We start from the raw sequence: 26,968 nt of genomic DNA, 5'->3' as shown, positions 1-26,968 counted from the left end.
ATGAAAAAACGCCCCATTTTATCTGCTTTAGGAGTATTGTTTATAGCTTTTTGTTTGTATCAAGTTTATGTGTTTTACTTTGCTACAAACGATAACATTCAATCCATATATTTAGTACCAAAAGATGCGGTTTATGTTATCGAAACCGATCAACCTGTAGATAATTGGGCTACCATTAGTGAAAGTGAAATTTGGCAACATCTAAACACTAACGACTATTTTAATACGCTTGCTAAAAATCTAAATAAACTCGATTCTATTTTTAAAGAAAAAGAATCGGTTTTTAATCGTATTGGTAACAGAGATGTTTTAGTTTCTGCTCACGTGTATGCGCCAAAAAAATATGGCTTTTTTTATGTAGTCGACCTACAAAAACTATCTCGGTTAAATGTATTAAAGTCGCATTTAAATACTGTTGTAAACAACAATTACAAAGTGAGTAAACGAGATTATAAAACTCATGAAATCACTGAAGTTTACGATAACAAAACACACGAAACGCTATACATAAGTTTTATTAAAAATCAAATGATTGCGTCCTACGTGCACACGTTAGTAGAAGCCTCTATTGATCAATATTTAGAACCAGAAATTGGTCGAAATCTTAATTTTTTAGAGGTTAAAAAAGAAGTCGACGGTGATGATATGTTTCGTCTATATTTTCAATATGATTATTTAGATGAATTTGTCAAAGTATTCTCCAATAAACCCAACACACTAACCACATCAATTAGTAAAAGTTTAGCGTTTAGTGGCTTTAGTTTCGAATTAAATAAAAATATCATTACCGCAAATGGAATTACAAATGTTAATCCAAATGCTGGTATCTACCTTAAAGCCTTACAAAAATCAGGTAAAGGTGGACGCAGCATTACCGGAATAGCGCCAAAACAAACCGCATTGTACCTTAGCTTTGGTTTTAGTCGTTTTTCTGAATTTTATCAGAATTTTGAAGCGCTTCAAAAAGAAAACCCAAAACAATTTAAATCTTATACCGAAGGTATAGAGCAAGTCGAAAGTTTCCTTAAAATAAACATTAAAAGACACTTTATAAATTGGGTTGATGACGAAGTGGCTTTACTTCAATTACATTCGTCGGTTTCGCAATCTAAACAAGATGTCGCTTTAGTTTTAAAAGCAAAACATAAAGATGATGCTAAAGAAAATTTGGGTTTTGTTTTAGAACAAATTAGAAAACGAAGTCCTGTAAAATTCAAAGAAATAAACTACAAAGGTTACGCTATTAATTTCATGCAAATTAAAGGCTTTTTTAAACTGTTTTTAGGCGGATTATTTGAAGATATTGAAAAGCCTTACTTCACTATAATTGATGATTATGTGGTGTTTAGCAATCATCCAAACACGCTTAAAAGTATTATAAACACTTACATTGACAAAGAAACGCTTACTAATTTTGAAGCTTTTAAAGATTTTGAAGATCGGTTTGAAAACAGATCAAGTATGTTTGCCTACACTAACACGTCAAGTTTATATAATTCGGCTTATCAATTTGTAGATAATGATACCAAAAAACAACTAAAAGCTAACAAAGATTACTTTATTTGTTTTCCTCAAATTGGATTACAATTAACACCAGAAAACAAGTTTTTTAGCAGTAAAATTGTTATGCAATACGATGATTTAGAATCTGTTAAAAACAATTTCATTTTTAAAGAAGAAAAGCAATATACTTCATCTTATTCTATAGAAATTACCAAAGAAAATTTAGATAAAAACACAGTATTTAACGTTTCCGAATTATATCCAACAGACTTAACTGCAAAAACATTCACCAAAAACTACGCTAACGGAAAACCACATATTATAGTCGAACTTAAAGACGGTTTAAAACACGGTAAATACCAAGAATTTTATCCAAACGGGATTTTAAAAATTAGTGGTAAATACCGAAAAGATAAACCAATTGGACTTTGGAAAGCCTATAACCTAAACGAGGATTTGGTATATAAAGATAGACTGTAACTGCTATAATTTAAAATGCGTTCTTAAATACGCGTAAGCATCTTCTATAGTATCAAAAATATGTTCTTCAGAAATTAAATCTGGTACAATATCTATTGATGTTAATTTGTCTTTTGGTTGTTCTTGTACAGCTGTTAAAAGCACTTGTATACCACGTTGTTCTAAATCTAACACTGCATTTTCTAAAGCATATAAACCTGATTGATCAATATATGGTACACGATCTAATCTAATAATTAACGCCTTTACTTGCTCAGGAATGTTTGCGATTTCATCTTGAAAATGAGAGGTAAACCCAAAAAATAACGGTCCGTAAAGGTGTTTAATGTATACTTTGTCCTTATGCGCTTCGTAAAACTCTTTTTCATCTTGCCAAGGTTTTTCGCCATCAAAACCAGCCAAAGTACCAACTTCCATACCTTTTTCACCAATATCACTAGCGCGTTTCATAAATAATAAAGAGGCTAATAATAACCCAATTCCTACTGCTTGTATTAAACTACCAAATGTGGTAATTAATAAAACAATTATTAAAACTACAGCATCTGCTCTTGGTACAACTAGTAAATGTTTTAAGCCTTTAACATCAATAATTTTAAACGCAATTGGAATTAATAATCCAGCTAAAACCGATAACGGAATAAACGCTGCTAACTTACCTAAACCAAGTAAAACCGCTAATAAAAACAACCCATGTGTTGCACCAGATAATCTTGTACGTCCGCCAGAATTTATGTTTATCACTGTTCCTTTGGTTGCGCCTGCACCAGGAATACCACCAAAAATTGCAGCAATTGAGTTACCAATTCCTTGACCAATTAATTCGCGGTTACTATTGTGTTTTGTTTTGGTCATATTATCTGCAATAACTGAAGTTAATAACGAATCTATCGAGCCTAAAACAGCTAAAACCAGAGCGTATTCTAACACTAAAGCGTAAGCACTAGCGTCTATTGAAAATAATCCAGAAACTTGTAAACTTGGTAAACCTGAAGGAATTTCGCCAATAATTGGCACATCCCATTTTAATAAAAATGATAATACAGATGAAAAAATTAAAGCAACCAAAGCACTAGGAATCGCTTTTGTTATATACGGAAAAACAAAATAAACAATAATTGTTATGACACCTAAAACTAAAGCTTGCCAGTTAAAATCTGAAAACAATCTAGGTAAATCCTGCATCACTAACCATGTAGATTTAGCCGAACTTAATCCTACAAATGGGAACAACTGAAGGATAATTATTATTAATCCTACGCCACTCATAAATCCAGAAACTACAGGATATGGAAAGTATTTAACGTAACCTGCAATGTTTAAAAATCCAAAAACAATCTGAAAAATTCCGCCTAATAAAAACGTAAGAATTATGATTGGCATTGCAGCTTCCAAACTACCGGTAATTTCTATGGAAGCAGCAACTAATGCTGCAGAAACAACCGTCATTGGACCAGTTGGTCCACTTGCTTGTGTAGCTGTACCACCAAAAATAGCAGCAAAAATACCAACAGCTATTGCGCCATAAAGTCCTGCAATTGCACCTAAACCAGATTGTACACCAAATGCTAATGCTAAAGGTAAAGCAACTACACCAGCTACTAATCCGCCAGTTAAATCTCCTTTTAAGTTTTTAAAATCGTAAAATTTAGAACTCATAGATTGTATTTTTAGTTAGACCATAAAAATAAATGATTAAAAATTAAAAATACAATCTAGTTCTAAATACATTAAAAAATTAATTAAAATGTTTGTGTTTTTGCTAGTCGGATAAATTCTGCGCGATATCCGTTTTTATCTTCGCCTCTTCCCTTTTCTGCTAATTGTATCACTAAATCTTGAGATGCGTTATTATAAAACTGAGATTGTCTTAATTGCATACCAAATAAAGCTACTGCGCTAGCAAAATTCATATTTTCGGAAGCTTCTGTTGTTTCATCTTTTTGAACATGAACCATCTCTATGCTCGTATCTTCGTCTGGTTTTTTGTATCTGAATTTTACTGTAAACAACTCATCAGAATAATTGTTATTTGCTTTTTTGTCTGTGTATTTTAAATCAATTTCATCTTTAATAAATTTACTTTTTACACCAACAGGAATCACTTCATAAAGTGCTGTTACGGTATGTCCTGCGCCTAATTCGCCAGCATCTTTAGTGTCATCAATAAAATCTTCGTCTGCTAACAATCTATTTTCGTAACCAATTAAACGGTAGGCTTGTACTTTATTTGGGTTAAATTCTACTTGTAATTTTACATCTTTTGCAATGGTAAATAACGTTCCGCCAAATTCACTTTCAAAAATACGTCTAGCTTCTTGCATTGTATCTATGTAAGCGTGATTACCGTTACCTTTATCGGCTAAAGTTTCTAATTTAGAATCTTTGTAATTTCCATATCCAAAACCTAAAACCGAAAGAAATACGCCAGATTTACGTTTTTCAGTAATTAAATCTTCCATATCTTGATCTGAAGATGCGCCAACATTAAAATCACCATCGGTTGCTAAAATCACTCTGTTATTGCCTTTTTTATTAAAGTTTTCTTGTGCTAATTTGTATGCTAATTGTATACCTGCGCCACCAGCTGTAGAACCGCCGGATTCTAAATTATCTAAAGCCTCAATAATTTTATCTTTATGTTTACCAGATGTTGGTTTTAAAACAACTCCTGCTGCTCCAGCATAAACCACGATAGATACTTTGTCTTTTTCTCTAAGCTGATTTACTAATAATTTAAATGCTTGTTTTAATAATCCTAGCTTATTTGGACTTCCCATAGAACCAGATACATCAATTAAAAATGTAAGATTTGCTGCAGGTAAATTTTCATTTTCATAAATTTTACCTTGTAATCCAATTTTAACCAATTTTGTGTCTTGATTCCATGGTGTTTTTGCGACTTCTGTATGGATAGAAAATGGATGCTCGTCTTTTGGTTGCGGATAATTATAATTGAAATAATTAACCATTTCTTCAATTTTTACAGCATTTGCTGGTACAAATTGCCCATTATTAATTAAGCGTCTTACATTGCTATAACCTGCTTTATCTACATCTATTGAAAATGTTGATAATGGCGAAGCACTTACAGTTTTAAACTTGTTCTCGTGAATTTTTGTGTAGGATTCGTTTTCTATACTTTCTAAATCTGGTAGTATATAATTGCTATTTTTAGTTTTTACGAAAACTACTCCGTGTTTTCCTTTGTCTCCATAAAGTGCTTGTCCAACAAAATTTTTAGCAACTTTAACTTCTGATACTTTTCTTGCTTTAATAGTATTTAAATCGTCTTTGCTAGAAATTTTTCCGTCAATTATGTATAAAGGTTCGTTATCATTAATTGAATTATAACCTCTTATTCTAATATTAGTGTTATTACCTGGTTGACCTGTGGAATTAGTTATTGCTACACCTGCCACTTGTCCCGTTAAAGCTTGAGTGACATTAGAAGATTCTTGCTGTTTGTTACTAACTAATTGACTAGCATTTTTTATTCTTTCTTTTTTTACACGATGTCTAGTTGTACCATAACCAACTACGATAACTTCGTCTAAATTATTATCTGGTACCATACTAACATTTATTGTATTAGAAGATCCTACTGTAACTTCTTTTGTATTGTAACCAACGTAACTAAATACTAATATATCTCCAAGTTGTGCTTTTATAGTGTAATTTCCGTCAAAATCGGTTTGAATGCCATTTGATGTTCCTTTAACTAAAACGGTTGCAGATGGTAATGGTAACCCATTCTCATCAGAGACAACACCGCTTATTACTTTTTCTTGTGCTTGTATTTGTACTATTGTAAAAAGTACTAAAATTGATTTTAAAAATAGTTTCATAATTTGATGGTTTTATTTTTTAATAACTTCGATTAATTCTGGTAGTAATGAAATAGCTGTTAAAAGCACGATACTATTATCCTTAGTTTTTGCTCCGTTTGCTTTTAAGGTTTCAACAATTTCTTCTGTTTCACTAGTTTCTACTTTAGCATCTGGATTTCTTACCATAACTAAAATATTATGAGATTCTGTGTTGAAATTTGAGTTTGCATGAGAATAAGCGTCTTCAATTCCATCATCATACTCTTCGATGATATTCTTTTTTACATCACTTAAAGCATGAAGAATTTTTTTAAGTGATTTTGGTGATTGATTATCTAATAATAATCCGTTTTGACCAGAATAAACAACTATTGAAAGCTTATCTTCTTTACTTAATCTATTTGATAAAAATTTAAAGGCTTGCTTTAATATAATTTCATCTTCATCAGAAAAATTTGAAGTCGTTGTTTCTAATAAAAAAGTAACTTGATAGTTTAATTGAGTTACTTCTTCTTCATAATCTTCGTCATCTTCGTTATTATTTTCTGATTGCAAAGGAAAATTGTCTGCTACAAATGAAATTAGATTATCAAGTTTTAAAGATTTAGTTGTGAGCGTTGTTTCTTGTGCATTAATGACCGTTAAAAACAGAAATAATACTAATGATAGAATTGTTTTCATAATCCTTGGTTTTAAAGTTTATAACTAAACTATAACCAAACCAATGCTTATAAAACCGCTATTGAGTAAAGTGTATTTTTTGTTGAGTGAAGTCTACTTTTGAAGTAGTTGCAATGTTTTACCTCTGTTTACTTTTCCTGAAGATGTTTCTATAAATTTATCTACAGTGTAGATATTTTTAGGCACTTCTAACTTAGATAAATCTTTTAAATCTGAAAGTTTTAAGTTGAAATCTTTATCTTCTACAACAAGTATGACATGCTCTCCAAACTTATCATTATTTTCTTTTGAAATAAAAAATCGTGAAGCTATTTGAGGCTGTAATTTGGCTTCAATTTGTTCTGGAAACAATTTAACGCCACCAGAATTAATCACATTGTCTTTACGTCCTAACCATTCAAAGCTAGTTGCAGAATGTAATTTTACAACATCGTTTGTTTCTATTGTTTCCTCTAAAATATTTGGTGCAACAATGACTAAACATTGCGATTTATTTTGTGAAATTTTAATGTTTGGTAAGGTCTCAAAATAAGACGCTTCAACTGGACTACAATCCTTATCTGTATTGAAGTTATTTAGCTTTTTTACTGCAATATGCGTTATGGTTTCTGTCATACCATAAGTTTCATAAGCATTCACTTTTAAATTTTGAAGCTTTTCTTTTAATTGATAATTTACCGAAGCGCCACCAATTATTAACGTGTTAATATGATCTAATCTTTGTATTGCTTTTTGTACTTGAATAGGTATCATTGCACAAAAATCGTAGTGCACTTCGTTATCAAAAATTGGATTTGTTTTTGGTTCTATAACTTCAATTTCTAAACCTAAAATTAATGCTCGAACTAACATCATTTTTCCTGCTATATAATTTGCAGGAAGACACATTAAGGCTGTATTACCTGGTTCTAACCCAAAATAATCTCCTGTAGCTATCGCAGAGTTAACCATAGCTTGCTTACTTAAACTTATGGTTTTTGGTTGACCTGTAGATCCTGAAGTTTTTACATCGATTAACTCGCTATCATCTTGCCAATGATTTAAAAAGTCTCCTATTTGTTTTTCAAAATCTAAGCCTTCTTTAATAAAGCTATAAGCGACTTCTTTTAAATCTTCAAAATTGTAATGAGTACCGTTTAATTTAAAACGATTATGGATGTTTTTATACGTTGGTGTCATTGCCAATATCTGTAGTTATATCTAATTCTGGAGCTTCAACTTTACCAAATAATCTATCATTCCAGTTATTCCATTTATACATTTTAGAAAAAATAAATAATAGAATTGGAAACACTATAAACACCGGAACAAAGATTTCACCTAAAGCCATTTCACCAGGTTCTGAAATGTCTTTTAAAATAGAATCTGTTTGTAAAGCTGTCCAATCTGCAGTTACCAGTAATGCTGTAAACAAGTTATTTGCTGCGTGAAAACCAAGTGCAAGCTCCATACCTTCGTCCATTAAAGTTATAATTCCTAAGAAAAAACCAGTACCTATATAATATACCATAATAACATAACCTAGTTTTTCTACTTCTGGATTAGCAATGTGCATTACTCCGAAAATTACTGAAGTAATTACCAGTGGTAACCATCTATTTCTTGCTATAACACCAATACCTTGCATTAAATAGCCTCTAAATAAATATTCTTCAAAACTAGTTTGAAATGGTAACAACACGATACCGATAACTGCTAAAACTAAGAATTTTTGTAAATCGAAATTCCACACATAATCTTCTGGTGTTAATTGATAATCTAAAATCACCATAGCAGAAGAAATAATTCCCCAAAAGAAAAACGAAAATAATACACGCTTCCAATCTACTTTAGCTCTAGCTGTTGTTAATGAAGTAAAGGATTGATTATGAATAAATTTAACAACTAAAAATAAACTTATAAGACCAATTAAAAACGAGATTAACATTAATACCAAAAAGCTGTTTTGACCTAAAAGATCTACCAATCCTGCTATATCTGTTGGCGTATTATTTAAATCTCCGTTTTGTTTAACGACTGCTAATACTAATGCAATCATTAATGGTATAGCGCCAACAAACTGCCAAGCAACTAGTATTATTAATAATCCAACAATATAACGCCATACATCATGCTTAGCGTAAAAGGCTTGTTTTATATAATCCATAGGTTAAAAATTAAAGTCCCAATTTAAATTTGTATTGTATTGCAATGTACCATTTTTTACTGTTAATGGTGAAGAAATATTGTTGGTAAATAAGCTACCTGTACCTAAACCTTGAGGCATTGTGACTTCTTTTAAATAGGTGTATTGTGCAATAGCGTTAAGTCCAACGTTACTTTCTAAAGCACTAGTAATCCACCAACCAATATTTTGTTTTTCGGCAAGGGTAATCCATGTGTTGCTACCTTTAAAACCGCCTATAAAACTTGGTTTTAAGATGATATATTGTGGATTGATTACACGTAATAGTTCCTGCTTTTTATCTTCGTTAAAGACACCTATTAATTCTTCATCTAATGCTATTGCTAAAGGTGTTTTTTCACAAAGTTTTGCCATTTGATCCCATTGGTTTGGTTTTATTGGCTGCTCAATAGAATGCAATTTATAGTCAGATAAGCGTTTAAGTTTTTCTAAAGCAGAATCAATATTAAAAGCTCCATTAGCATCTACTCTTATTTCTATATCGCTTTCGCTGAAATTTTGCCTAATCCCTTTTAAAATATCAAGTTCTGTTTGAAAATCTATAGCGCCAATTTTCAACTTTATACAATCAAAACCATCTGCTATTTTTTGTTTGATTTGTTGATTCATAAAAGACTTATCTCCCATCCAAATTAATCCATTAATCGGAATAGAGTCATTACCTTTTGAAAAATTAGATGGAAATAAGATAAAAGGATCTTTAGCCTCTAAGCTTTTAAAAGCCATTTCTAATCCAATTTGAATGCTAGGAAATTCTTCGTTTTCAGAATAAAGAACATCTAAACCTTTTTCAATATTATTACAGGTGTATTGTAATTGTGCTTCGTAATCTGGTCTATCGTCTGCACTTAAGCCTCTTAAAATTCCGCATTCTCCAATACCTTGTTTACTATCATTTTCTATAATTATAAACCAAGTTTCTTTGGTTTTTAAAATACCTCTAGATGTACCGCTAGGCACTTTAAAGTTTAAAATATGTTTTTTGTAGGTTGCTTTCATAAAGTTAGTTTCAAAAATAGGTAATTATTTTTGTATTTTTAGTCCATATATAACCCAAAATATAATGCATCAATTTCCTAATATTATACTATACGCTATTCCTTTTTTTATAATAGCTATGGTTGTAGAAGTGGTTTATACTGTTAGATTAAATTTAAAATCTTACCAAACTAAAGACTCTATAACGTCTTTAAGTATGGGCATTGGCAATGTCTTACTTGGCTTTATAAGCAAAGCAATTGTTATTGCTGCTTTTTATTTTGTGTATGATAACTTTAGGCTTTTTACGATTCCTGTTACTTGGTGGAGTTTTGTTTTAATCTTTTTTGCTGACGATTTTAGTTATTATTGGTTTCATAGGATATCTCATCAATGTCGTTTATTTTGGGCTTCGCATGTTGTGCATCATTCTTCTCAACATTATAACCTAAGTACAGCTTTAAGGCAAACGTGGTCTGGTGGCTTTTACACCTTTATTTTTTGGTTATGGTTACCTCTAGTTGGATTTCATCCTGGTATGATTTTACTTCAAATGTCAATAAGTTTACTGTATCAATTTTGGATACATACCGAAGCTATTAACAAAATGCCTAAATGGTTTGAAGCTATATTTAATACACCATCGCATCATAGAGTACATCATGGAAGCAATCCTATTTATTTAGACAGAAACCATGCTGGTATTTTAATTATTTGGGATAAACTTTTTGGAACATTTCAAGAAGAATTAGATGAAGAAAAGGTGATCTATGGATTAGTTAGCAACATTAAAACTTATAATCCTATAAAAGTTGCTTTTATAGAATGGTTTTTTATGTTTAAAGATACTTTTAAACATAAAATTTCTTTAAAAAATAGAATTAATTATCTAATAAAACCACCAGGTTGGAAACATGATGGTACAGGAAAACTAAGCGATGATTTAAGAAATGAATGGTTAAAGAACAGACAAAATGAACTTCAACAATAAAGTTGTTTGGATAACTGGTGCCTCTAGTGGAATAGGAAAAGGTCTTGTTGAACATTTATCTAATATGGATTGTAAGTTAATTATTTCTGCAAGAAATAAAGCCAAATTAGAAGCTATAAAACTAACCTGTAAAACGCTTGAAAATGTAGCTGTTATTCCTTTTGATTTAGCCGAAATTAATAATATGAAAACTGTTGTTAAAACAGCAGTTAACTACTTTGGAAATATTGATATTTTAATTAACAATGGTGGTATTAGTCAACGATCATTAATTGTGGATACAGATATTAGTGTAGACAAAAAATTGATAGACGTTGATTATTTAGGGACTGTTGCTTTAAGTAAAACTTTACTACCACATTTTATCAAAAATAGAAATGGTCATTTTGTAGTGGTTACAAGTCTGATGGGTAAATTTAGTTCTCCTTATCGTTCAGGATATTGTGGCGCAAAACATGCTTTACACGGTTTTTTTGATGCTTTACGTATGGAACATCAAAAAGACAATATAAAAGTAACTATTGTTTGTCCTGGTTTTGTCAATACTAATATTGCAAAAAATGCTTTAATAGGCGATGGAAGTTTACAAAATAAACAAGATCAAGCAACTGAAAAAGGATTAACAGTATCTGAATTTAGTAAACGTATGATTAAAGCGATACAAAAGGAAAAATTTGAAGTATATATTGGTAAAAAGGAAATTTTTGGAGTTTATTTAAAACGATTTTTTCCTAAACTATTACATCGTTTAGTTATTAAAAGTGATGTCAGGTAAATAGTTATTCTTGAGTTTCTATATTAATTTCTGTTAAGATTCTTATTTCATTTTCTGAATATAAATCTTTAACAACAGATTTTAATTTACAAGGATTAGACAAGTAACCTTCTGTAAAACTGAAATTTACATAAAATTTTTCTTTTATATCATTGTACGATACTCCTTTAGTTTCACTAACATTAAACAAATTACTGCTTGATAAAATTTCCTCTTTATCATTATCAATAATATCTAAAGAAAACATTGGATATACATGACTGTCCTTAACTGATAATCCATCTAAACCTTCAATAAATAATAAATACTCTTTACCAAATTTAAAATTATCTTTGCTTGTCAATACTTGCTCTTTGCTTTGGTCCCATAAATAAACATTAGAATACTCTAGCCCTTCAGTCTTTACTCTTAAAAGGTCATTTTCTTTAACCGTAAAAGGCATTTCTAGATTATAAGTGCCATTACCTTTTGTATCCCATATATCTACAAAAACTTTATATGTCTCATTTTTAGAATAAGGTAATCCAGCAGTTATATGAGCTTGTAATTGCAATGGTTTTAAGTCTGTTCCATTAACTGATATATCTTTAATCGTATTTGGAATATTTAAAACTGTATCCTTTTGGTTTTTAACAACATAAATTGACATTGCAGGATATGCTTTCTCTTCGACCACTTTAAATCCTGATATATTATCAAAAACAAACTTTATTTTTTCTCCGTAAATAATTTCATTTCTATTATCCTTTTCATCATTAATAGTCATATAAACATCGTTACATGCTAGACCTTTTCCTCTAGTGTAAGTATCTGTGTTAAAGTTTTTTTTTACAGACTGGTTATACTGGCAACTAGAAAGTAATAATGATAAGACGATAAGTTTAAATAATTTCATTTAAAGTAGTTTATAATAAATAACCTATACCTAACAGCACACTAAATAAAACTGTTGATAGAGCTAGTTTTTTTAATTCTGGATCAAAGTCTTTTGGATTTGACACCTTATTTACCTTAGACAAATGTATAAGTAATGGTATGTAAGAAATGATAAATAATAAACTAAAAGGTGAAGAAGTATAATATAAAACACTAAAAACGAGAGCACAAATCATAGCGCCTCCAACTAAAAAGTAATGGTATTTTTTTGCTTTTTCTTTACCTAGTTTGACCGCTAATGTAATTTTACTTGATTTTGTATCAGAGATTATATCTCTCATATTATTAAGATTTAATACTGCTGTACTTAACATACCAACACTAATAGCTGGTAAAATTACTACATGGTCTATCTGCTTTGCATAAAGCACATAACAACCTATAACACTTACTAAACCAAAAAATATAAATACGTAAATATCTCCTTTTCCTCGATAGCCATACGCTGACTTACCAACAGTATATTTAACAGCAGCTCTAACCGCCAATCCTGCTAAACCTAAAAAAAGTAAAGCTAATAAAAGGTTTTCCGTTCCAAAAGAATAATAGACCAATCCCACAGTTAAAACTATAGATATTAATATGTTTATTCTTATAGCATTAAACATTTCTTCCTTACTAATAGCACCGCTTTGCAATGCTCTTTGCGGTCCAATACGATCATCGTTATCAGTGCCTTTTACACCATCTCCATAATCGTTAGCTAAATTGGATAGAATTTGATAACTAAGTGTGGTTAAAATTGCTAATACAAAGATTTTTATATCAAAAACACCATTATATTCTGCAAAACAAGACGCTATAATTATTCCTGATATTGATAATGGTAGCGTACGCAAGCGCATTGCAGATATCCATTTTAAAGTGTTTTTCATCTTAAGGAATCCATTTTTTAGGGAAATTAGGCTTACGTTTTTCCAAAAAGGCATCACGACCTTCTTTTGCTTCGTCAGTCATATAAGCTAAACGTGTTGCTTCACCTGCAAAAACTTGTTGTCCAACCATACCATCGTCTGTTAAATTCATTGCAAACTTTAGCATTTTGATAGATGTTGGCGATTTAGCTAAGATTTCTTGTGCCCATTCGTAAGCAGTATCCTCTAAATCTGCATGTGGTATAACTGCATTTACCATTCCCATTTCATATGCTTCTTGTGCCGAATAATTTCTTCCTAAAAAGAAAATTTCGCGTGCTTTTTTTTGTCCTACCATTTTTGCCAAATATGCAGATCCATAACCACCATCAAAACTAGTAACATCAGCATCGGTTTGTTTAAAAATAGCATGTTCTTTACTTGCCAAAGTAAGGTCGCAAACTACGTGCAAACTGTGTCCGCCACCAACTGCCCATCCTGGGACTACAGCTATTACAGCTTTTGGCATAAATCTAATTAAACGTTGTACCTCTAAAATATTTAACCTATGGTAACCATCTTCTCCTACATAACCTTGATGTCCTCTAGCTTTTTGATCGCCACCGGAGCAAAAACTGTAAATTCCATCTTTAGAAGATGGTCCTTCTGCAGATAAAAGAACTACACCTATTGATGTGTCTTCATTTGCATCATAAAAAGCATCGTATAATTCTTTTGTTGTTTGCGGTCTAAACGCATTACGTACATCTGGTCTGTTAAATGCAATACGTGCAACACCATTACATTTTCTATAAGTTATATCTTGATATTCTTTGGCTGTTTCCCAATTAATTTGGCTCATGATGTTATTTTTTATAATGTAAAAATAAGTAATTATATAATTTTTAGTGTGTATTACTAATAAATAACTTGTAAGTAATTTGCTTAATTCTTACAAATCTAAAACGTTTTAGGTGTTAAATAAACTAATTTTCAAACAGTTATAGACACACAACTTATTCTTCATTTTAAATTTGTTTGTCGCAATAAAAGTGAATTTTATCGAAAGTTTTTTTTTAGCGACCTCATAATTTAAGATTTCGCTTACAAACAAAATATTTTTGAACTGTAAAAAATTTAACGCTATTAATTTTTATGAAAGTTGAAAACACAAACTTAGCCAATCAAATAGAAGATGTTTATGTATCTGATAGTGGTATCTTTTATTTTTTAGATGGAATAATAATTTCAGAAATCAACGAAGGTGTTACATTTACTTGGGACGAAGCCCAAGAAATTATACATGAAGCTTTAAAACATTATCCTTCTGGAAAACAGATTTGTTACATATCTAATAGGGTTAACAAATACTCTGTTAAACCACAAGATTGGTTAAAATTTCAAAAAGCAAATTTAAAAATAAATGGTTATGCTATAGTTACAGAATTTGAAAGTAGTTGGCAAAGTGCTTTAATGGAAAAATTTTTCTTTAGGTTTAAGATGGAAAGATTTAATGATTTATATGAAGCTATAAAATGGTGTAGACTAAAAAACCAAAGTAAGTATAGACACTTTAATGTTGGTTAAGGTGTATACCATCTTCTTTAATTAATATTAATTTTTGTTTATAAAGTGTACCTATTGCCTTTTTAAAGCTTTTTTTACTCATCTCTAAAGCTTCTTTAATATCTTCTGGACTAGATTTATCATTATAAGGTAAAAAACCAGAATTATCTTTTAATTCTTCTAAAATTTTATCTGCATTTGGCTCTATACTTCTATAGCCTATTTGACCTAAAGCTATATCTAATTTATTACCTGGTCTAATTTTTTTAACTATTCCTTTTAGCTTGTCTCCAACACTTATATCTTGATAAATATTGTCTTTATAAATTAATCCTGAGTGTATATTATTTACAATAACATTCATACCTATATCACTTGGATGTGATGCTATTAAATCTACTTCTTCAAACTGTTCTACGGTTAGATTAGTATTATCTAAAAACCTATTGGTTTTACTTGAAGCTACTAGACGTTCTGTTTTTTCATCTATATAACATCTTACTAAATACCAACCTCCTTTTTTCATCGGGAAAGCTTGTTCTTTAAACGGACAGAATAATTCTTTTACTAAACCAAAGTCTAAAAAAGCACCATATTTAGAAACCTCATTACAACGCAGCATTGCAAACTCTCCGTTTTTAATGTAAGGTTTTGTTGTTGTTGCAATGATACGTTCTTCATTATCTAGATAAACAAATACTTCAATCTTATCTCCTATTTCAAAGTGTTCTGGTACGTATCTGTTTGGCAACAATACTTCGTTACCTTCACTATCACCAAGAAATAATCCTGGTTGTGTGTCTCTTAAAATTTCAAGTGTATTATATTCTCCTATTTGTATCATTTTGCAAATGTAAGCATATAAAAAAAGCGTTACAGAAATGTGTAACGCTTTTTTTAATATTTTTTATCTATTAGTATACAGATTCTTTATTAAAATGTTTAGTTAATAAATAGTATACAACAGCTCTATATTTATTTCTGTTAGATTTACCGTAAGTTTCCATAACAGCATCTATTGCTTTATCTAATTCTGGCCCATCATTTAAACCTAATTTTTTAATTAAAAAATTGTTTTTTACTGTATCTAATTCTGATTGATCAGATCCAGAAACAGTTGCTGCATCTGCATTGTAAATTGATGGTCCGCAACCTATCGTTACTTTTGTTAACAAATCCATATCAGGATTTACACCACATTTATCTTTTAAATCTGCTGCATATTTAGTAATTAATTCATCGCGTTTACTCATAATAATAACTTTTTATAGATTAATGTTTTTTAGCTACTTTAAAGGTACAATTTTTTGATTTATTGTAAATGGTTACTATTCACAAATATAACAAATACGATAAAAGGTATTTTTTTACGATAAAATTATTTTATTTCTTTAAAGTAATTAAGTAAAACATCATCATTTTGGGTAGATGGTGTAAAAATTTCTAACAACTTTGGTTTGTTTGATGGTTCATAAAATTTTGATAAAGCTTCATTCAATTCAAATACATCTTTAGTTCTTTCATAATCAAAACCATACATTTTACAAAGATGTTCTGCTGTTAAATGGTGTTTAGTTTCAAAGTAATAATCAAAATTAACAGTGTTTTTATGACCTGGAAGAATCCTAAAAATCCCGCCACCTTCATTATTTATAACAATAATTCTGAAGTTTTTAGGGATGTAATTATTCCATAAAGCATTACTATCATAAAAAAAGGATAAATCACCTGTAATAAAAAGTGTTGGTTTTGTATTACCTATCGCTGCTCCAATTGCTGTACTTGTACTACCATCTATACCGCTTGTTCCTCTATTACAAAATACTTCTAAAGTAGGATTAACATCAAATAATTGCAAATATCTAATAGTAGAGCTGTTACTTACTTGAAGTTGCCAATTATTTGGTACAGTATTTAAAATAGAATGAAATGCTTTAAAATCTGTAAATTCTATTTTATTTAAGTAATCAATATGATTTTTTCTACGATTTTCTAATTGTGATAACCAAAATGAAGCATATTTACTTTGATTAGCAATAGTTAGTGGTAAAAAAGCATTAAAAAATGAATTTATATTTTGTTTAAAGACTTTATCTAGAACAAAAAATGTATCGTTAGCTTTATTTTTACCAACATGCCAATGGTGTTTTGGTTGATAATCTCTTAAAAAGCGTTTTATTTTTTTTGAAACTATTAAACCTCCAAAAGTTAATATAATTTCAGGTTTTAAAACTTGAAATTCTTCAGGTGTTAACGCTGCTATTAATTTATCTATACTTGGTACAATCTTAGAATGATGAAGGTTTGATGTAGTTTCTGTCATAATCAAAACACTATCATCTTCTGCCAATTGATTGATAAATTTTTGCTCTACAGAATTAGGATCTAAAACACCAACTAAAACCAGTTTTCGATCTGCTTTATTCCAAATTTCAGCATACGTTTGGTAATCGCTCTCAATTTCATCTTCTACATTAGGTAGTATCACTTTTGGATTTACAGTAAGTGCGTCTACTCTATCATAAAGTGGCTCGTCAAACGGAATATTAATGTGTACTGGACCTTCATTTTCTAAAGCAATATTAATGGCTTTATTAATTTCGGCTTCATTATAGTCTTGAATACTATGTTGTAATCCTAAAAAGTTTTCTATCCTATTTTCAATACTTTTCATGATTGGCAAATCGTCTTGTGTATTAGATTTTTTTTCATCTAAATCTAATTTTAAGTTTGCCGAATATTGAATGTGATTCTTATAGACATCTTCTTGATTAATCGTCTGTCCATCACCAATACCAACTAAGTATTTTGGTCGATCGGCACTTAAAACGACTAATGGAATATTGCTGTAAAACGCTTCTGAAACTGCTGGATAATAATTTAATAAAGCACTACCAGATGTACAAACAACCGCAACTGGCGCTTTAATTTGTTGTGCTATACCTAGAGCAAAAAATGCCGCACAACGCTCGTCTACAATACTGTAACATTTAAAATAATCGTCATGCGTAAAACCTATGGTTAATGGTGCATTACGACTACCTGGCGATAAAATTATATGTTGAATTTGTTTAGCTTTACAAAGCTGAACAACGGTCTGTGCTAAAGGAATTTTTGGGTACTTCATTCTACTTACAAAAATACGCAATTTTTAAGTCTAAATGAATTTGATTTTAAAAGAAATCTAGCCTAAAGTAAGCTTTTTATGGTTAAGCTTTTAGCAACTGTTTCTTCCCATTCTTTTTCTGGGTTAGAATCTTTTGTAATTCCGCCACCAACGTAGATTAATGCTTGATTATTTTTTATTTGAAGACAACGTAAATTAACAAATAAATTAGTGACAGTTTTAATGCTTTGGTAGGCATTATTTTCTACATTTTTACGGTTGGTATTTCTTGATTTTGTTTGAGTAAAATTAAGTTCGCCTAAAAAACCGGTATAAAACTCACGATTATAATTTTCATTTTTTAAAATGAAATCTTTTGCTGGCGCTTTAGGTAATCCACAAACTGCTGGCGTAGGATGCAACGCTTTTAAAACATTTTTAAAGTTGAAATTAGCTTTATCAAAAACTGCCGAAATTTTTGTTTGTAAGTGTAATAATTGACCAGCTTTTATCGTTTGTCGTTTTGTCGTACTTACACTATTTACCAAAGGTTTTAGGCTATTAACAATAAAATCGGTCACAAATTGCTGTTCTTCAATTTCTTTATTTTGCCAAGTTACATCAGTAGTATTTACATACGGTTGTGTACCTGCTAACGACATTGTTTGCAATCGGTTACCTTCAATTTTTAATAACGTTTCTGGTGTTGCTCCTAACCACAAACCTACTTTTGGATGGTACCAACAATACACCATTGCGGTCTTGTAATTATTTAGCAATCTTTTAAATAGCAAAATAGTTTCTGAACTATTAAATGGCGATTGTTCAACTCTGGAAACAACTACTTTTTTAAAACTTTCGTTTTTAATTGCTTTTACAGCATTTTCAACTAAATTAACGTGAAATTGCTTTGCTTCTTCTCTATTTTCTAAATTGAAATTTGATTGAGAATGTTCAGTTTCATCTAAAATTATTTCATCTTTAAATTCAATAATTTCACTTTGATTTAAAGGAAAAATAATGGCGTTTTCAATATTTTCAAAAGGTGAAAACACAAAACCAGAATTAGTAAAATCTTGACAATAATTTAAAGCGTTATTCTTTTGTAAAATAGCAGAAACACTCGTTTCATTTGGCTTACGATACGCTACAAAAGGTAACTGATTTTCTAAACGATTTTGTAATTGATTGAAAAACGATTGCTGCATTAATTACTTCTTTTTTGGTAAAGAAATAGTTGACAATTTACAGATAGAAATTAAGTTTTCATCTTGATCGGTAACTCTAATATCCAATAATTGCGTGGTACGACCTTTGTGTAAAAATGTTGCTTTTGCAAACACAAAACCTTCTCTAATACTTTTTACATGGTTTGCAGTAATTTCTAAGCCTCTAACCATTAAATTAGAGTCTGTAAATATCACCGATGCAAAACTACCTACACTTTCTGCTAACGCTGCTGTTGCGCCACCATGTAACACACCATCTGGTTGATGTACCTTTGAAGTAACTGGCATTCTGGCTACTAAAAAATCTGGTCCAAAATCTACCATTTCTATTTCTAAAGTTTCCATTAGTGTATTTTTACTAGCTTTATTGGCTTGTGCTAGCACTTCTTCTTTTGTGTATTGCATCGTTATAATTTTGAGCTGTAAATTTACTAACTATTTTAGAAGAATTTTAATTATTACACTCAAAACACTGTAATAATTTTTGAGGTAAATTAATGTCTTCCGAACCTTTTAACGGTTGATTTACTAAACCTTTTTTATCAATTTCTACTTTAAATTGCTTGGCATATTCTATTAAATGGTCACGTCTTGATTTTATTTTCGAGATGATTTCTTCTCCATCTATTTCTGCTATTTGTTTTGGCCAAACAGACAACGATTGTTCTAAAACCTCATCGGTTAATAATTTTTGAAGCTGTTTTGCTTGCTCAACAAATAATTCTTCGGACGTATTTATAAGAAAATATTGATCAAAAGGATAGACTAATCCTGGCATAAAATCTATTTCTGATGTAAATGGTCTTAATTCTGGAACTACATTTTTATCTGAAAGTATGGTTGGTAAAACGCCATCTACACTAAAAAAAGCATTGTCCCTATCTCCTGCAATTGGTATAGCTTTTAGCACTTTTTTTTCTTGTTTTACAATCCAGCCCCATTGTTTGGTATGTCTGTCCCAATCGCCAATTAATAAATCAAAAAGTCGGACACGAATCAAAGCTTTTTTATCTACAGTAAGTTTTTCTTTTTGCTCTAATTTTAACTCTTGTAAATCGTCTGTGTCTAATATTTCAACTACATTATTTTCTTTTGTCCAATTGGTTTTGCTTTCGGTTTCATATTCTAAAAGAAATAACCGATTTCCGTATTTATCATTATAGTGTTTTAAGGTATTCTGTTTAGGAACAAAAACTAATTTAGGTTTTGTGTGATGCACTTTGGCGTAATCTGCTAATTTAGCCACCAAAATAGCTGCGTAAGGATGTTGTGCCGAAATACCATCTACCACAATATTTTCTAATCCTAAAGTTTTTGCAAATTCCGGAATTAATGCTTCTGGATCTTTATTAACGCTACGTAAGGTTAATTCGATATCATTTTTGGTTTTTAATTTTAAAGAATGGGTTTGCTTACCGCCACCTTCTTTTTCTATAGTAACGCCACCAAATAATGTATCTAAATACATAACTGGTACTTTTACTGGTGTTGACCAAGCTTTACGGTATTGCTCGCCTTGCATTAGTTTTTTTACCTCATCTGCTTGATACAAATCGCTTGCTGCAACTAATACAGAATCTTTAGTTTTAAAATCTACTGAATTGATATTTTTAATATTAATTAATTCTGACTTTTTGAAAACTTGGTCTGTAGACGAAGTTGACCAGTATAGCAAGCCTAACGCTATTATTAACAGAATTATAAAAAAATATAAAATTCGTTTCATTAAGATTTAAGTTGGTTTTCTACAAGTTACAAAACTTAAAAAACCTTCAAAAATCAATTTCAGAGATTAATATTTTATTAACTAATTTCTAAAGCTTTTTACTAAAGTTAGGTGCTTGTTATTAGCCATTCCGTTAGGATTACAACCTAACTTACCTTCAGGAATTTCGATATTTAATGCTTTGTAATGACTAATCCAACCTTCGTGAAACTGATTGGTTTTTGGATCTTTAAACGTCATTGGTTCTAATTGAAACACTTGATGATCTTTGAAGGCTTCGTAGACAAATTCTGAACAATAATAACCTTCATCTTCAAAAATATAAGTGGTATTATAAGGCTGACCAACCAATGCTTTTGCGTTACTAATAGCTTTTGAAGCTTGAGCAGATTCAAGCTGATTTATACGGTAAACATCTGCAAAATAAGTTGTAGAATCTTCTGGTTGTAAAAACACTTGTAACGATTGAATTACAACGCCTAAATCTGCATCTGAATGAATGACTTTTATCGAATCATTTTCGATAAAACAAATACCCATATGCGTATAATTGGTCACTTTTTGGGTTTGCGTGACTTCATTTATAGCTTCAGAAAGTTGACTAATTGAAACAGGTTCTCTAAAAATAACATCACCAGTTTTTATAGTCTCTTTTTTTGCACAAGAGACTATTAAAACTAGGATTAAGCATAAGTATTTCATCTTAGACAAGATTTGCAATAATGTCTTTTACAGGTAAAATTTCTTTAGTGTATTCTATACTTGGACCTGCAACCCAAACCGTTTTGTAAGTAGCTTTTTTAGCTGCTTTTTCGGTTGCTTTCATTCCTATTGAAAAACGAATCATTTTAACCCATTTTTTCAATTTTTTATTCTTGTTTAACAGGTTTTCTATCCAAGTAGCTTTTGTACCAATTTTTTTAACATAAGGTGTATTAATGACGGTACATGGTGTTCCTGAAATACGCTCGGTCATTACTATATCTTCTGCGCCATAATCTACGCAAGCTTGTTTATATTCTTCTGTAACGCCAGCTTCTACAGACGCTATAAATGGACTTCCAACTGATACGCCAACAGCGCCATAACTTAACATTTTATCAATATCTGCCTTACAGCCAACGCCACCAGCAGAAATAACAGGAATATTTAAATTATTTTTTAAAGTTGAAATTAATTCTTCTGGTGAGATATTTCCTCTATGTCCGCCAGCTTCATTATTTACTGCAACAACAGCATCTGCGCCTAAACTTTCTACTTTTTGGGCAAAACGTAAATCGGTAATATCACAAAACACTTTGATACCTACTTTGTGAGCATGTTCTATCGTTTCTTTTGGGTTACCTAAAGACGTTAAAATAAAATCACAACCTTCTTCGCACAACACATCTAATTGTGCTTTAGCTTTAGGGTTTGACTTGTTTACAATTAAGTTAAAACCAAATGCGCCACCTTCAGGCTTGCTAGCTTTAAGTTCTTTAATCGCTGCTCTTAATTCTTCTAAAGTACGATAGTTTAATGCTGGTATACATCCAGCAATACCAGAATTCATTGCTTCTTTAACCATTGCAACGTTAGACACCAAAAACATTGGCGCCATTATGATAGGATGTTTTATATTAAGTAACTCTGTAAGTTTAGTTTGCATATTTATCAGTTTATTTGATCGCATAAATATACAAAAAATATTATGCACGCATAACACTTTTTAGTTTTGAAATCTATAATAACCACATTTAAGGTATTCTCCTTCTGGAAAGGTTACTGGATGATCAATGTCATGTCCAGTTTTTAAAATTAAGTTGAAAATTCTATTACTATCTAATAACACTTGTTTATTTATATCGAAAAACGCTTGAGGAACAACTCTAGAAGAACATGAGGCTAAAACTAATAGTCCATTTTTAGCAGTAAGTTGTTCTCCTAATTGGGCTAATTGTGCGTATTTCTTTTTAGCTAAATCTATTTCTGATGCTTGTTTTGCAAAACTTGGAGGATCTATAACAACTACGTCAAACGTTTTCTTGTCTTTAATAAGTTGTTTAAGCGCTTCAAAAGCATCACCTGCTATGGTTTTATGTATTCCAGTATAATCGTTTAATTTTCCATTTTGGATAGCTACTTCTAAAGCTTGTTTACTTATATCTAAACTGGTTACTTCTTTTGCGCCATTATATAACGCGTGTACCGAAAAACCACCAGCGTAGCTAAATACATCCAATACAGTTTTGTCTTTACTCCACTCGCCTACTTGTTTTCTGTTAGCACGATGATCTAAAAAATAACCTGTTTTGTGACCTTTAATGACGTGAGCAGAAAATTTTACGTCGTGTTCAACAAATTCTACAACTTCATTTTCTAAAGTACCATAAATAACATCGCCATCTTTTAATTGGTGATTAGACGAATTTTCTAGACTTCGGCTTAATCTGACAACAACAGTTTCAGCTTTAGAAATTTGCTGTAAACTAGGAATAATGGTTTCTATATAAGGTAGCCAGATTTCAGAATATAATTTAACGACCAAAACTTTGTCATACACATCTGCTATTAACCCAGGAAATCCATCATTTTCGCCAAACAATAAGCGATAACTATTAGTATTGGTTTGCAATAACGGTTGTCTTAATGCAAATGCGTTTTCTATTTTATGATGAAAAAAAGCTGAGTTGACTTCAACCTTTTCTTGAGAATTGTGTATGATTTTGATACGAATAGGCGAATTAGCATCAAACAAACCTAAAGCAATAACTTTGTTTTTGTTTTTACTGAAGATTATAGCTAAATCACCTGTTTTTGCATCGTCATTTATCTTAACAATACTATTAGAAAATACCCAAGGATGACCTTTTACAACAAATTGCTCGCCTTTTGCATTTAATTTTACAGCAAGGCGTTTAGGTTGATAATTTGCTTTTATTTTTTCTGAAAAAGTCATCTACTAATTTTACTACAAATGTAGGTTATATAAATGCAAAAACGCAACCGAAAAGGTTGCGTTTTTAGTTTTATTTAGATACCTGCTTGCACTTCGACTGCGCTCAGTGTGACACTCTGAACGACAAAATAATTAATTCTTTATAATTTTCTTACTTATCTTACCTTGATTGGTTTGTACTGACAGCAAATATATCCCTGAAGACAATGCTTCTGTATTAATATATTCTACTGAATTATTTATATCTATCAACTTATTTCCTTTTAAATCAGAGATTTTAGCTGACGTTATAGATACTCCGTTTTTAGTTTTTAAAAATAGACTTTCTTTAACTGGATTTGGATAAATAGAAATTAATTGACTTACTGAAAATTCATCTATACTTAAATTATTTACAACAGTTGTAGATACTGTATTTGTTATAATTGGCAAGTTATAGTCAAAATAAATACTTGCATCACCACTAAACACATCACCTAATTGTACTGTTGGTTTTGGTTTTATTTTGTAGGCTATGTAACCATGACTGTTTGGTTCATCTGCAGCTTCATAAGCTAAATTAATATTTTCAAATAAAAACTCGACTTCATTACCATTAGTAATTTTCACATCGTAAGCATGACTTGCACTTGTAATTTTAAGCGTACTCCAGTCTAAATCTGGGTCTAAAATATCTTCTATTCTTACAAAAGTAGCATTAGCACTTCCTGTGTTTTGAAATCTAATAATATAATCTAAATAATCTGTTGTTTGAGACATTGTAATTTCATCACCTTGTAACACGCGTTTATCGTTAGGATCATAAGCATTAACAACAATTTGATCTAAAGTAAACACATTATCATTTGGTGTATAATCTGATGCATCTGGTAATACTGTAGCTGTAAATGTTAACACATCATCTGCATTTACTGTTGGCGGTGTTAAGGTTTGCATAACAAACTCTACTTCTGCACTACCAAATGGTTGTATAGTGCCAATACTAAAATCTAAAGTATTTGCTGTTGTGCTTGTAGCTGTTGGGTTTGAAGAGACAAAAGATTGTTTGGAATTATCAAATACAACATTTGCTGTAACTGCATTTAAAGTTTCTGTACCTACGTTTTGAACAATTAGTTTGTAATTAGACTCAAAACCAGGTCTAGCATCATCTAATGATAAAATAGTAATATTTAAGTCTTCTACAACTTGGTTAGCTGTTATACAGAAATCTACTTGCTCTGTAGATGTGGTTGAAAAATCTACGGTTTGACTTTGCGGTGTTGCCGTAAAATATGAAGGTAAATTTATTAATGAAACGGTTTGATTACCTCCATATACTGAAATATCATAACTGCTATTAGTCACAAAAGTAGAATACGAATTAGTACCATTATTAGAATCAACAATAAGATTAGACATTTCTATATCAGTATTAGTACATCCATTATTATCAAAGTCATAGTAAACCGAACCAAATATTATGTTACAATCTGTTGATAAAGAATCATAAAAAAAAACCCAACCTTGATTTAATAAATAGTTTCTTGCATCAATATTGCAATAATTTAAACCTAAAACTCCTATTTCTTCATTAGTTATACCTGAATTTGCAAAGGTTAATAATAGATTGTCATAGTTTTGAATATCTAAGTTTGAGCCGCTTAAAAAGTTTCTTAAATCAATAAACTGAGTATTAAAATCCCAATTAGTTAAATCTTGATTAAAACTACTAGCATCATCAAACATTCCATAAAGATTCCAAGTATTTGAAACATTCCATAAATATAATGGTTGATTAAAAGAGGAGGCACCATTAAACATATCTCTCATATTGGCAACATTTAAAACATCCCAATTATTAATTGGTTGATTAAAAGTAATAGCATCCTGAAACATACTTTGCATTGTTGCTACATTTATAACATTCCATGAGTCTATATTTTGATTAAATGCATATGATCTATAAAACATATAAGACATATCTGTCACATTAAATACATTCCAATTGTCCATTGGTTGATTAAAAACATGAGCATTATAAAACATTCTCTTCATGTTAGAAACATTAGAAACATTCCAATTGTTCACGGGTTGATTAAATGCAATACAATAATAAAACATGTCCTCCATATTAATAACACTTGAGACATTCCAAGAATTAATATTTTGATTAAATTCATGATTATTTTCAAACATGCTCTCCATATTAATAACACTTGACACATCCCAATTATTTATGGGTTTGTTAAAGCTTGTGTTAGAAAACATTTGAGACATATCATTAACAGCAGAAACATTCCAATTATTTAAAGGCTGATCAAAAGAATGATTAGAATAAAACATACCTTCCATAGTAACTACACTAGATACATCCCAATTATTCAAGGGTTCATTAAAAGAGTTAGTTCCAGAACTAAACATGTAACTCATATCTGTCACATTAGACACGTTCCAACTATCTATATTTAAAGTTTGATTATAAAATTCAGATCCATTAAACATATGACTCATATTGGTAACGTTTGAAACATTCCAATTACTTAACGAAGTCATTACCGCATCCATTTCGGAAAACATAAAACTCATATCAGTAACGTTTGAAACATTCCAATTATTAATAGATTGATTAATTGAATCTATTCCGTAAAACATATAACTCATATCAGTAACCTGACTCAAATCGGGGCTATCAATTGCATTAATAACAAGATTATCACAATCTTTGAAAGCACTTTCCATTGACGTCCACTGAACATTTCCCCATTGCTCAATACTTTTAATTTTGTATTTATTATCAAGAGATGTATTTGGGAAATATATCCTAGGAAAATCTCCTGTTATACTAACAGTATAAGTACCTGCAGCTGAGTAATTGTGTGTAATATTTCCTGAAACATTATTTATTGGAGTTGAAGAGTCACCAAAATCTACTGTGTAATTATAACCTGTTCCAGTAGTTGGTATTTCAATACTCCAAGCAGAAGGGTTAGTTCCTGCCACTTCCCAAATCATAACAAACTCATTTTGAGAAAAAGAAAATGTTATTGTAAAAAGTAAAGCAAATAAGAAGTAGAATTTTTTCATTAGGTATTGATTAATCGGTTTTAATGATTAACAATATCGATAAAATATTCAAAACAAAAAAACGCAACTAATTAATAGTTGCGTTTTTAGTTTTATTTAGATTCTAAGTTTTACTAAGAAATGA

At 30.4% G+C, this 26,968-nt stretch carries 23 protein-coding genes; 4 read left to right on the top strand and 19 right to left on the bottom strand.

Annotated features, from left to right (window positions below; genetic code table 11):
- On the top strand, positions 1-1,983 hold the full coding sequence (locus tag ACEQT4_RS04655; RefSeq protein WP_370226284.1) for a DUF3352 domain-containing protein: 1,983 nt from the start codon (positions 1-3) through the stop codon (positions 1,981-1,983).
- Positions 1,984-1,986: 3 nt separating this feature from the next.
- Here the strand turns inward: ACEQT4_RS04655 and ACEQT4_RS04650 are convergent, their stop codons facing one another.
- The 6 genes from ACEQT4_RS04650 to ACEQT4_RS04625 form a co-directional block, all read right to left on the bottom strand.
- Positions 1,987-3,642, bottom strand: coding sequence for a SulP family inorganic anion transporter (locus tag ACEQT4_RS04650; protein WP_370226282.1), 1,656 nt, complete (start codon positions 3,640-3,642; stop codon positions 1,987-1,989).
- A gap of 83 nt (positions 3,643-3,725) precedes the next feature.
- Positions 3,726-5,831: a von Willebrand factor type A domain-containing protein gene (locus ACEQT4_RS04645; RefSeq protein ID WP_370226281.1), complete on the bottom strand. Its 2,106-nt coding sequence runs from the start codon at positions 5,829-5,831 to the stop codon at positions 3,726-3,728.
- Positions 5,832-5,843: 12 nt separating this feature from the next.
- The gene (locus ACEQT4_RS04640) at positions 5,844-6,494 is read right to left on the bottom strand and encodes a hypothetical protein (RefSeq protein ID WP_370226279.1); all 651 of its coding nucleotides are present in this window, start codon (positions 6,492-6,494) and stop codon (positions 5,844-5,846) included.
- Positions 6,495-6,587: 93 nt separating this feature from the next.
- Positions 6,588-7,673, bottom strand: a complete 1,086-nt coding sequence (locus ACEQT4_RS04635; protein ID WP_370226388.1) for an AMP-binding protein — start codon at positions 7,671-7,673, stop codon at positions 6,588-6,590.
- Positions 7,657-8,640, bottom strand: a complete 984-nt coding sequence (locus tag ACEQT4_RS04630; RefSeq protein WP_370226277.1) for a lysostaphin resistance A-like protein — start codon at positions 8,638-8,640, stop codon at positions 7,657-7,659. Before ACEQT4_RS04630 ends, ACEQT4_RS04635 begins: the two co-directional genes overlap by 17 nt.
- A 3-nt stretch (positions 8,641-8,643) precedes the next feature.
- A complete protein-coding gene (locus tag ACEQT4_RS04625) occupies positions 8,644-9,678 on the bottom strand; it encodes an o-succinylbenzoate synthase (RefSeq protein ID WP_370226275.1) in 1,035 nt (344 codons plus the stop codon).
- A 64-nt stretch (positions 9,679-9,742) separates the two neighbouring features.
- Between ACEQT4_RS04625 and ACEQT4_RS04620 the strand changes: the two genes are divergently transcribed.
- Positions 9,743-10,648: a sterol desaturase family protein gene (locus ACEQT4_RS04620; RefSeq protein ID WP_370226273.1), complete on the top strand. Its 906-nt coding sequence runs from the start codon at positions 9,743-9,745 to the stop codon at positions 10,646-10,648.
- Positions 10,632-11,423 carry an SDR family oxidoreductase gene (locus ACEQT4_RS04615; protein ID WP_370226271.1) on the top strand — a complete coding sequence of 264 codons (792 nt, stop codon included), beginning with the start codon at positions 10,632-10,634 and terminating at the stop codon, positions 11,421-11,423. The genes ACEQT4_RS04620 and ACEQT4_RS04615 overlap by 17 nt, the downstream gene beginning before the upstream one ends.
- A gap of 4 nt (positions 11,424-11,427) precedes the next feature.
- Here the strand turns inward: ACEQT4_RS04615 and ACEQT4_RS04610 are convergent, their stop codons facing one another.
- From ACEQT4_RS04610 to ACEQT4_RS04600, 3 genes are read right to left on the bottom strand one after another with little or no spacing between them, the layout of a single operon-like run.
- Positions 11,428-12,318, bottom strand: a complete 891-nt coding sequence (locus ACEQT4_RS04610; protein ID WP_370226270.1) for a hypothetical protein — start codon at positions 12,316-12,318, stop codon at positions 11,428-11,430.
- Between the two features lie 10 nt (positions 12,319-12,328).
- Positions 12,329-13,234 carry a 1,4-dihydroxy-2-naphthoate octaprenyltransferase gene (menA, locus tag ACEQT4_RS04605; protein ID WP_370226268.1) on the bottom strand — a complete coding sequence of 302 codons (906 nt, stop codon included), beginning with the start codon at positions 13,232-13,234 and terminating at the stop codon, positions 12,329-12,331.
- Between the two features lies 1 nt (position 13,235).
- Positions 13,236-14,075, bottom strand: a complete 840-nt coding sequence (locus ACEQT4_RS04600) for a 1,4-dihydroxy-2-naphthoyl-CoA synthase (RefSeq protein WP_027878857.1) — start codon at positions 14,073-14,075, stop codon at positions 13,236-13,238.
- 293 nt (positions 14,076-14,368) lie between these two features.
- Here ACEQT4_RS04600 and ACEQT4_RS04595 point away from each other — a divergent pair, with 293 nt between their 5' ends.
- Positions 14,369-14,800 (top strand): hypothetical protein, encoded by a 432-nt coding sequence (locus ACEQT4_RS04595; RefSeq protein WP_370226266.1) that lies wholly within the window; start codon positions 14,369-14,371, stop codon positions 14,798-14,800.
- On the opposite strand, the gene ACEQT4_RS04590 is transcribed toward ACEQT4_RS04595, so the two are convergent.
- The 10 genes from ACEQT4_RS04590 to ACEQT4_RS04545 form a co-directional block, all read right to left on the bottom strand.
- A complete protein-coding gene (locus ACEQT4_RS04590; RefSeq protein WP_370226264.1) occupies positions 14,787-15,623 on the bottom strand; it encodes a S1 RNA-binding domain-containing protein in 837 nt (278 codons plus the stop codon). The two genes, ACEQT4_RS04595 and ACEQT4_RS04590, sit on opposite strands and share 14 nt — an antisense overlap.
- A 70-nt stretch (positions 15,624-15,693) precedes the next feature.
- Positions 15,694-16,032, bottom strand: a complete 339-nt coding sequence (locus ACEQT4_RS04585; protein ID WP_106678042.1) for a DUF2853 family protein — start codon at positions 16,030-16,032, stop codon at positions 15,694-15,696.
- A gap of 125 nt (positions 16,033-16,157) precedes the next feature.
- The gene (gene menD / locus ACEQT4_RS04580) at positions 16,158-17,906 is read right to left on the bottom strand and encodes a 2-succinyl-5-enolpyruvyl-6-hydroxy-3-cyclohexene-1-carboxylate synthase (RefSeq protein WP_370226262.1); all 1,749 of its coding nucleotides are present in this window, start codon (positions 17,904-17,906) and stop codon (positions 16,158-16,160) included.
- A gap of 62 nt (positions 17,907-17,968) precedes the next feature.
- Positions 17,969-19,093, bottom strand: a complete 1,125-nt coding sequence (locus tag ACEQT4_RS04575) for a chorismate-binding protein (RefSeq protein WP_370226260.1) — start codon at positions 19,091-19,093, stop codon at positions 17,969-17,971.
- 3 nt (positions 19,094-19,096) lie between these two features.
- A complete protein-coding gene (locus tag ACEQT4_RS04570; protein WP_027878851.1) occupies positions 19,097-19,519 on the bottom strand; it encodes a PaaI family thioesterase in 423 nt (140 codons plus the stop codon).
- Positions 19,520-19,565: 46 nt separating this feature from the next.
- Positions 19,566-20,840 (bottom strand): hypothetical protein, encoded by a 1,275-nt coding sequence (locus ACEQT4_RS04565; protein WP_370226259.1) that lies wholly within the window; start codon positions 20,838-20,840, stop codon positions 19,566-19,568.
- Between the two features lie 81 nt (positions 20,841-20,921).
- Positions 20,922-21,542, bottom strand: a complete 621-nt coding sequence (locus ACEQT4_RS04560; RefSeq protein WP_370226257.1) for a YiiX/YebB-like N1pC/P60 family cysteine hydrolase — start codon at positions 21,540-21,542, stop codon at positions 20,922-20,924.
- A gap of 1 nt (position 21,543) precedes the next feature.
- Entirely contained in the window at positions 21,544-22,488 is a 945-nt protein-coding gene (locus ACEQT4_RS04555) for an NAD(P)H-dependent flavin oxidoreductase (RefSeq protein WP_370226255.1), read from the bottom strand.
- A 60-nt stretch (positions 22,489-22,548) separates the two neighbouring features.
- On the bottom strand, positions 22,549-23,778 hold the full coding sequence (locus ACEQT4_RS04550; protein WP_370226253.1) for a class I SAM-dependent rRNA methyltransferase: 1,230 nt from the start codon (positions 23,776-23,778) through the stop codon (positions 22,549-22,551).
- A gap of 132 nt (positions 23,779-23,910) precedes the next feature.
- Positions 23,911-26,844, bottom strand: a complete 2,934-nt coding sequence (locus ACEQT4_RS04545) for a BspA family leucine-rich repeat surface protein (RefSeq protein ID WP_370226251.1) — start codon at positions 26,842-26,844, stop codon at positions 23,911-23,913.
- Positions 26,845-26,968 lie beyond the last annotated feature (124 nt).

The organism is Mesoflavibacter sp., assembly GCF_964226795.1.
Classification (GTDB): domain Bacteria; phylum Bacteroidota; class Bacteroidia; order Flavobacteriales; family Flavobacteriaceae; genus Mesoflavibacter; species Mesoflavibacter zeaxanthinifaciens.
The sequence above is the reverse complement of the archived record's forward strand: the minus strand, read 5'-3'. Positions and strand labels throughout refer to the sequence as shown.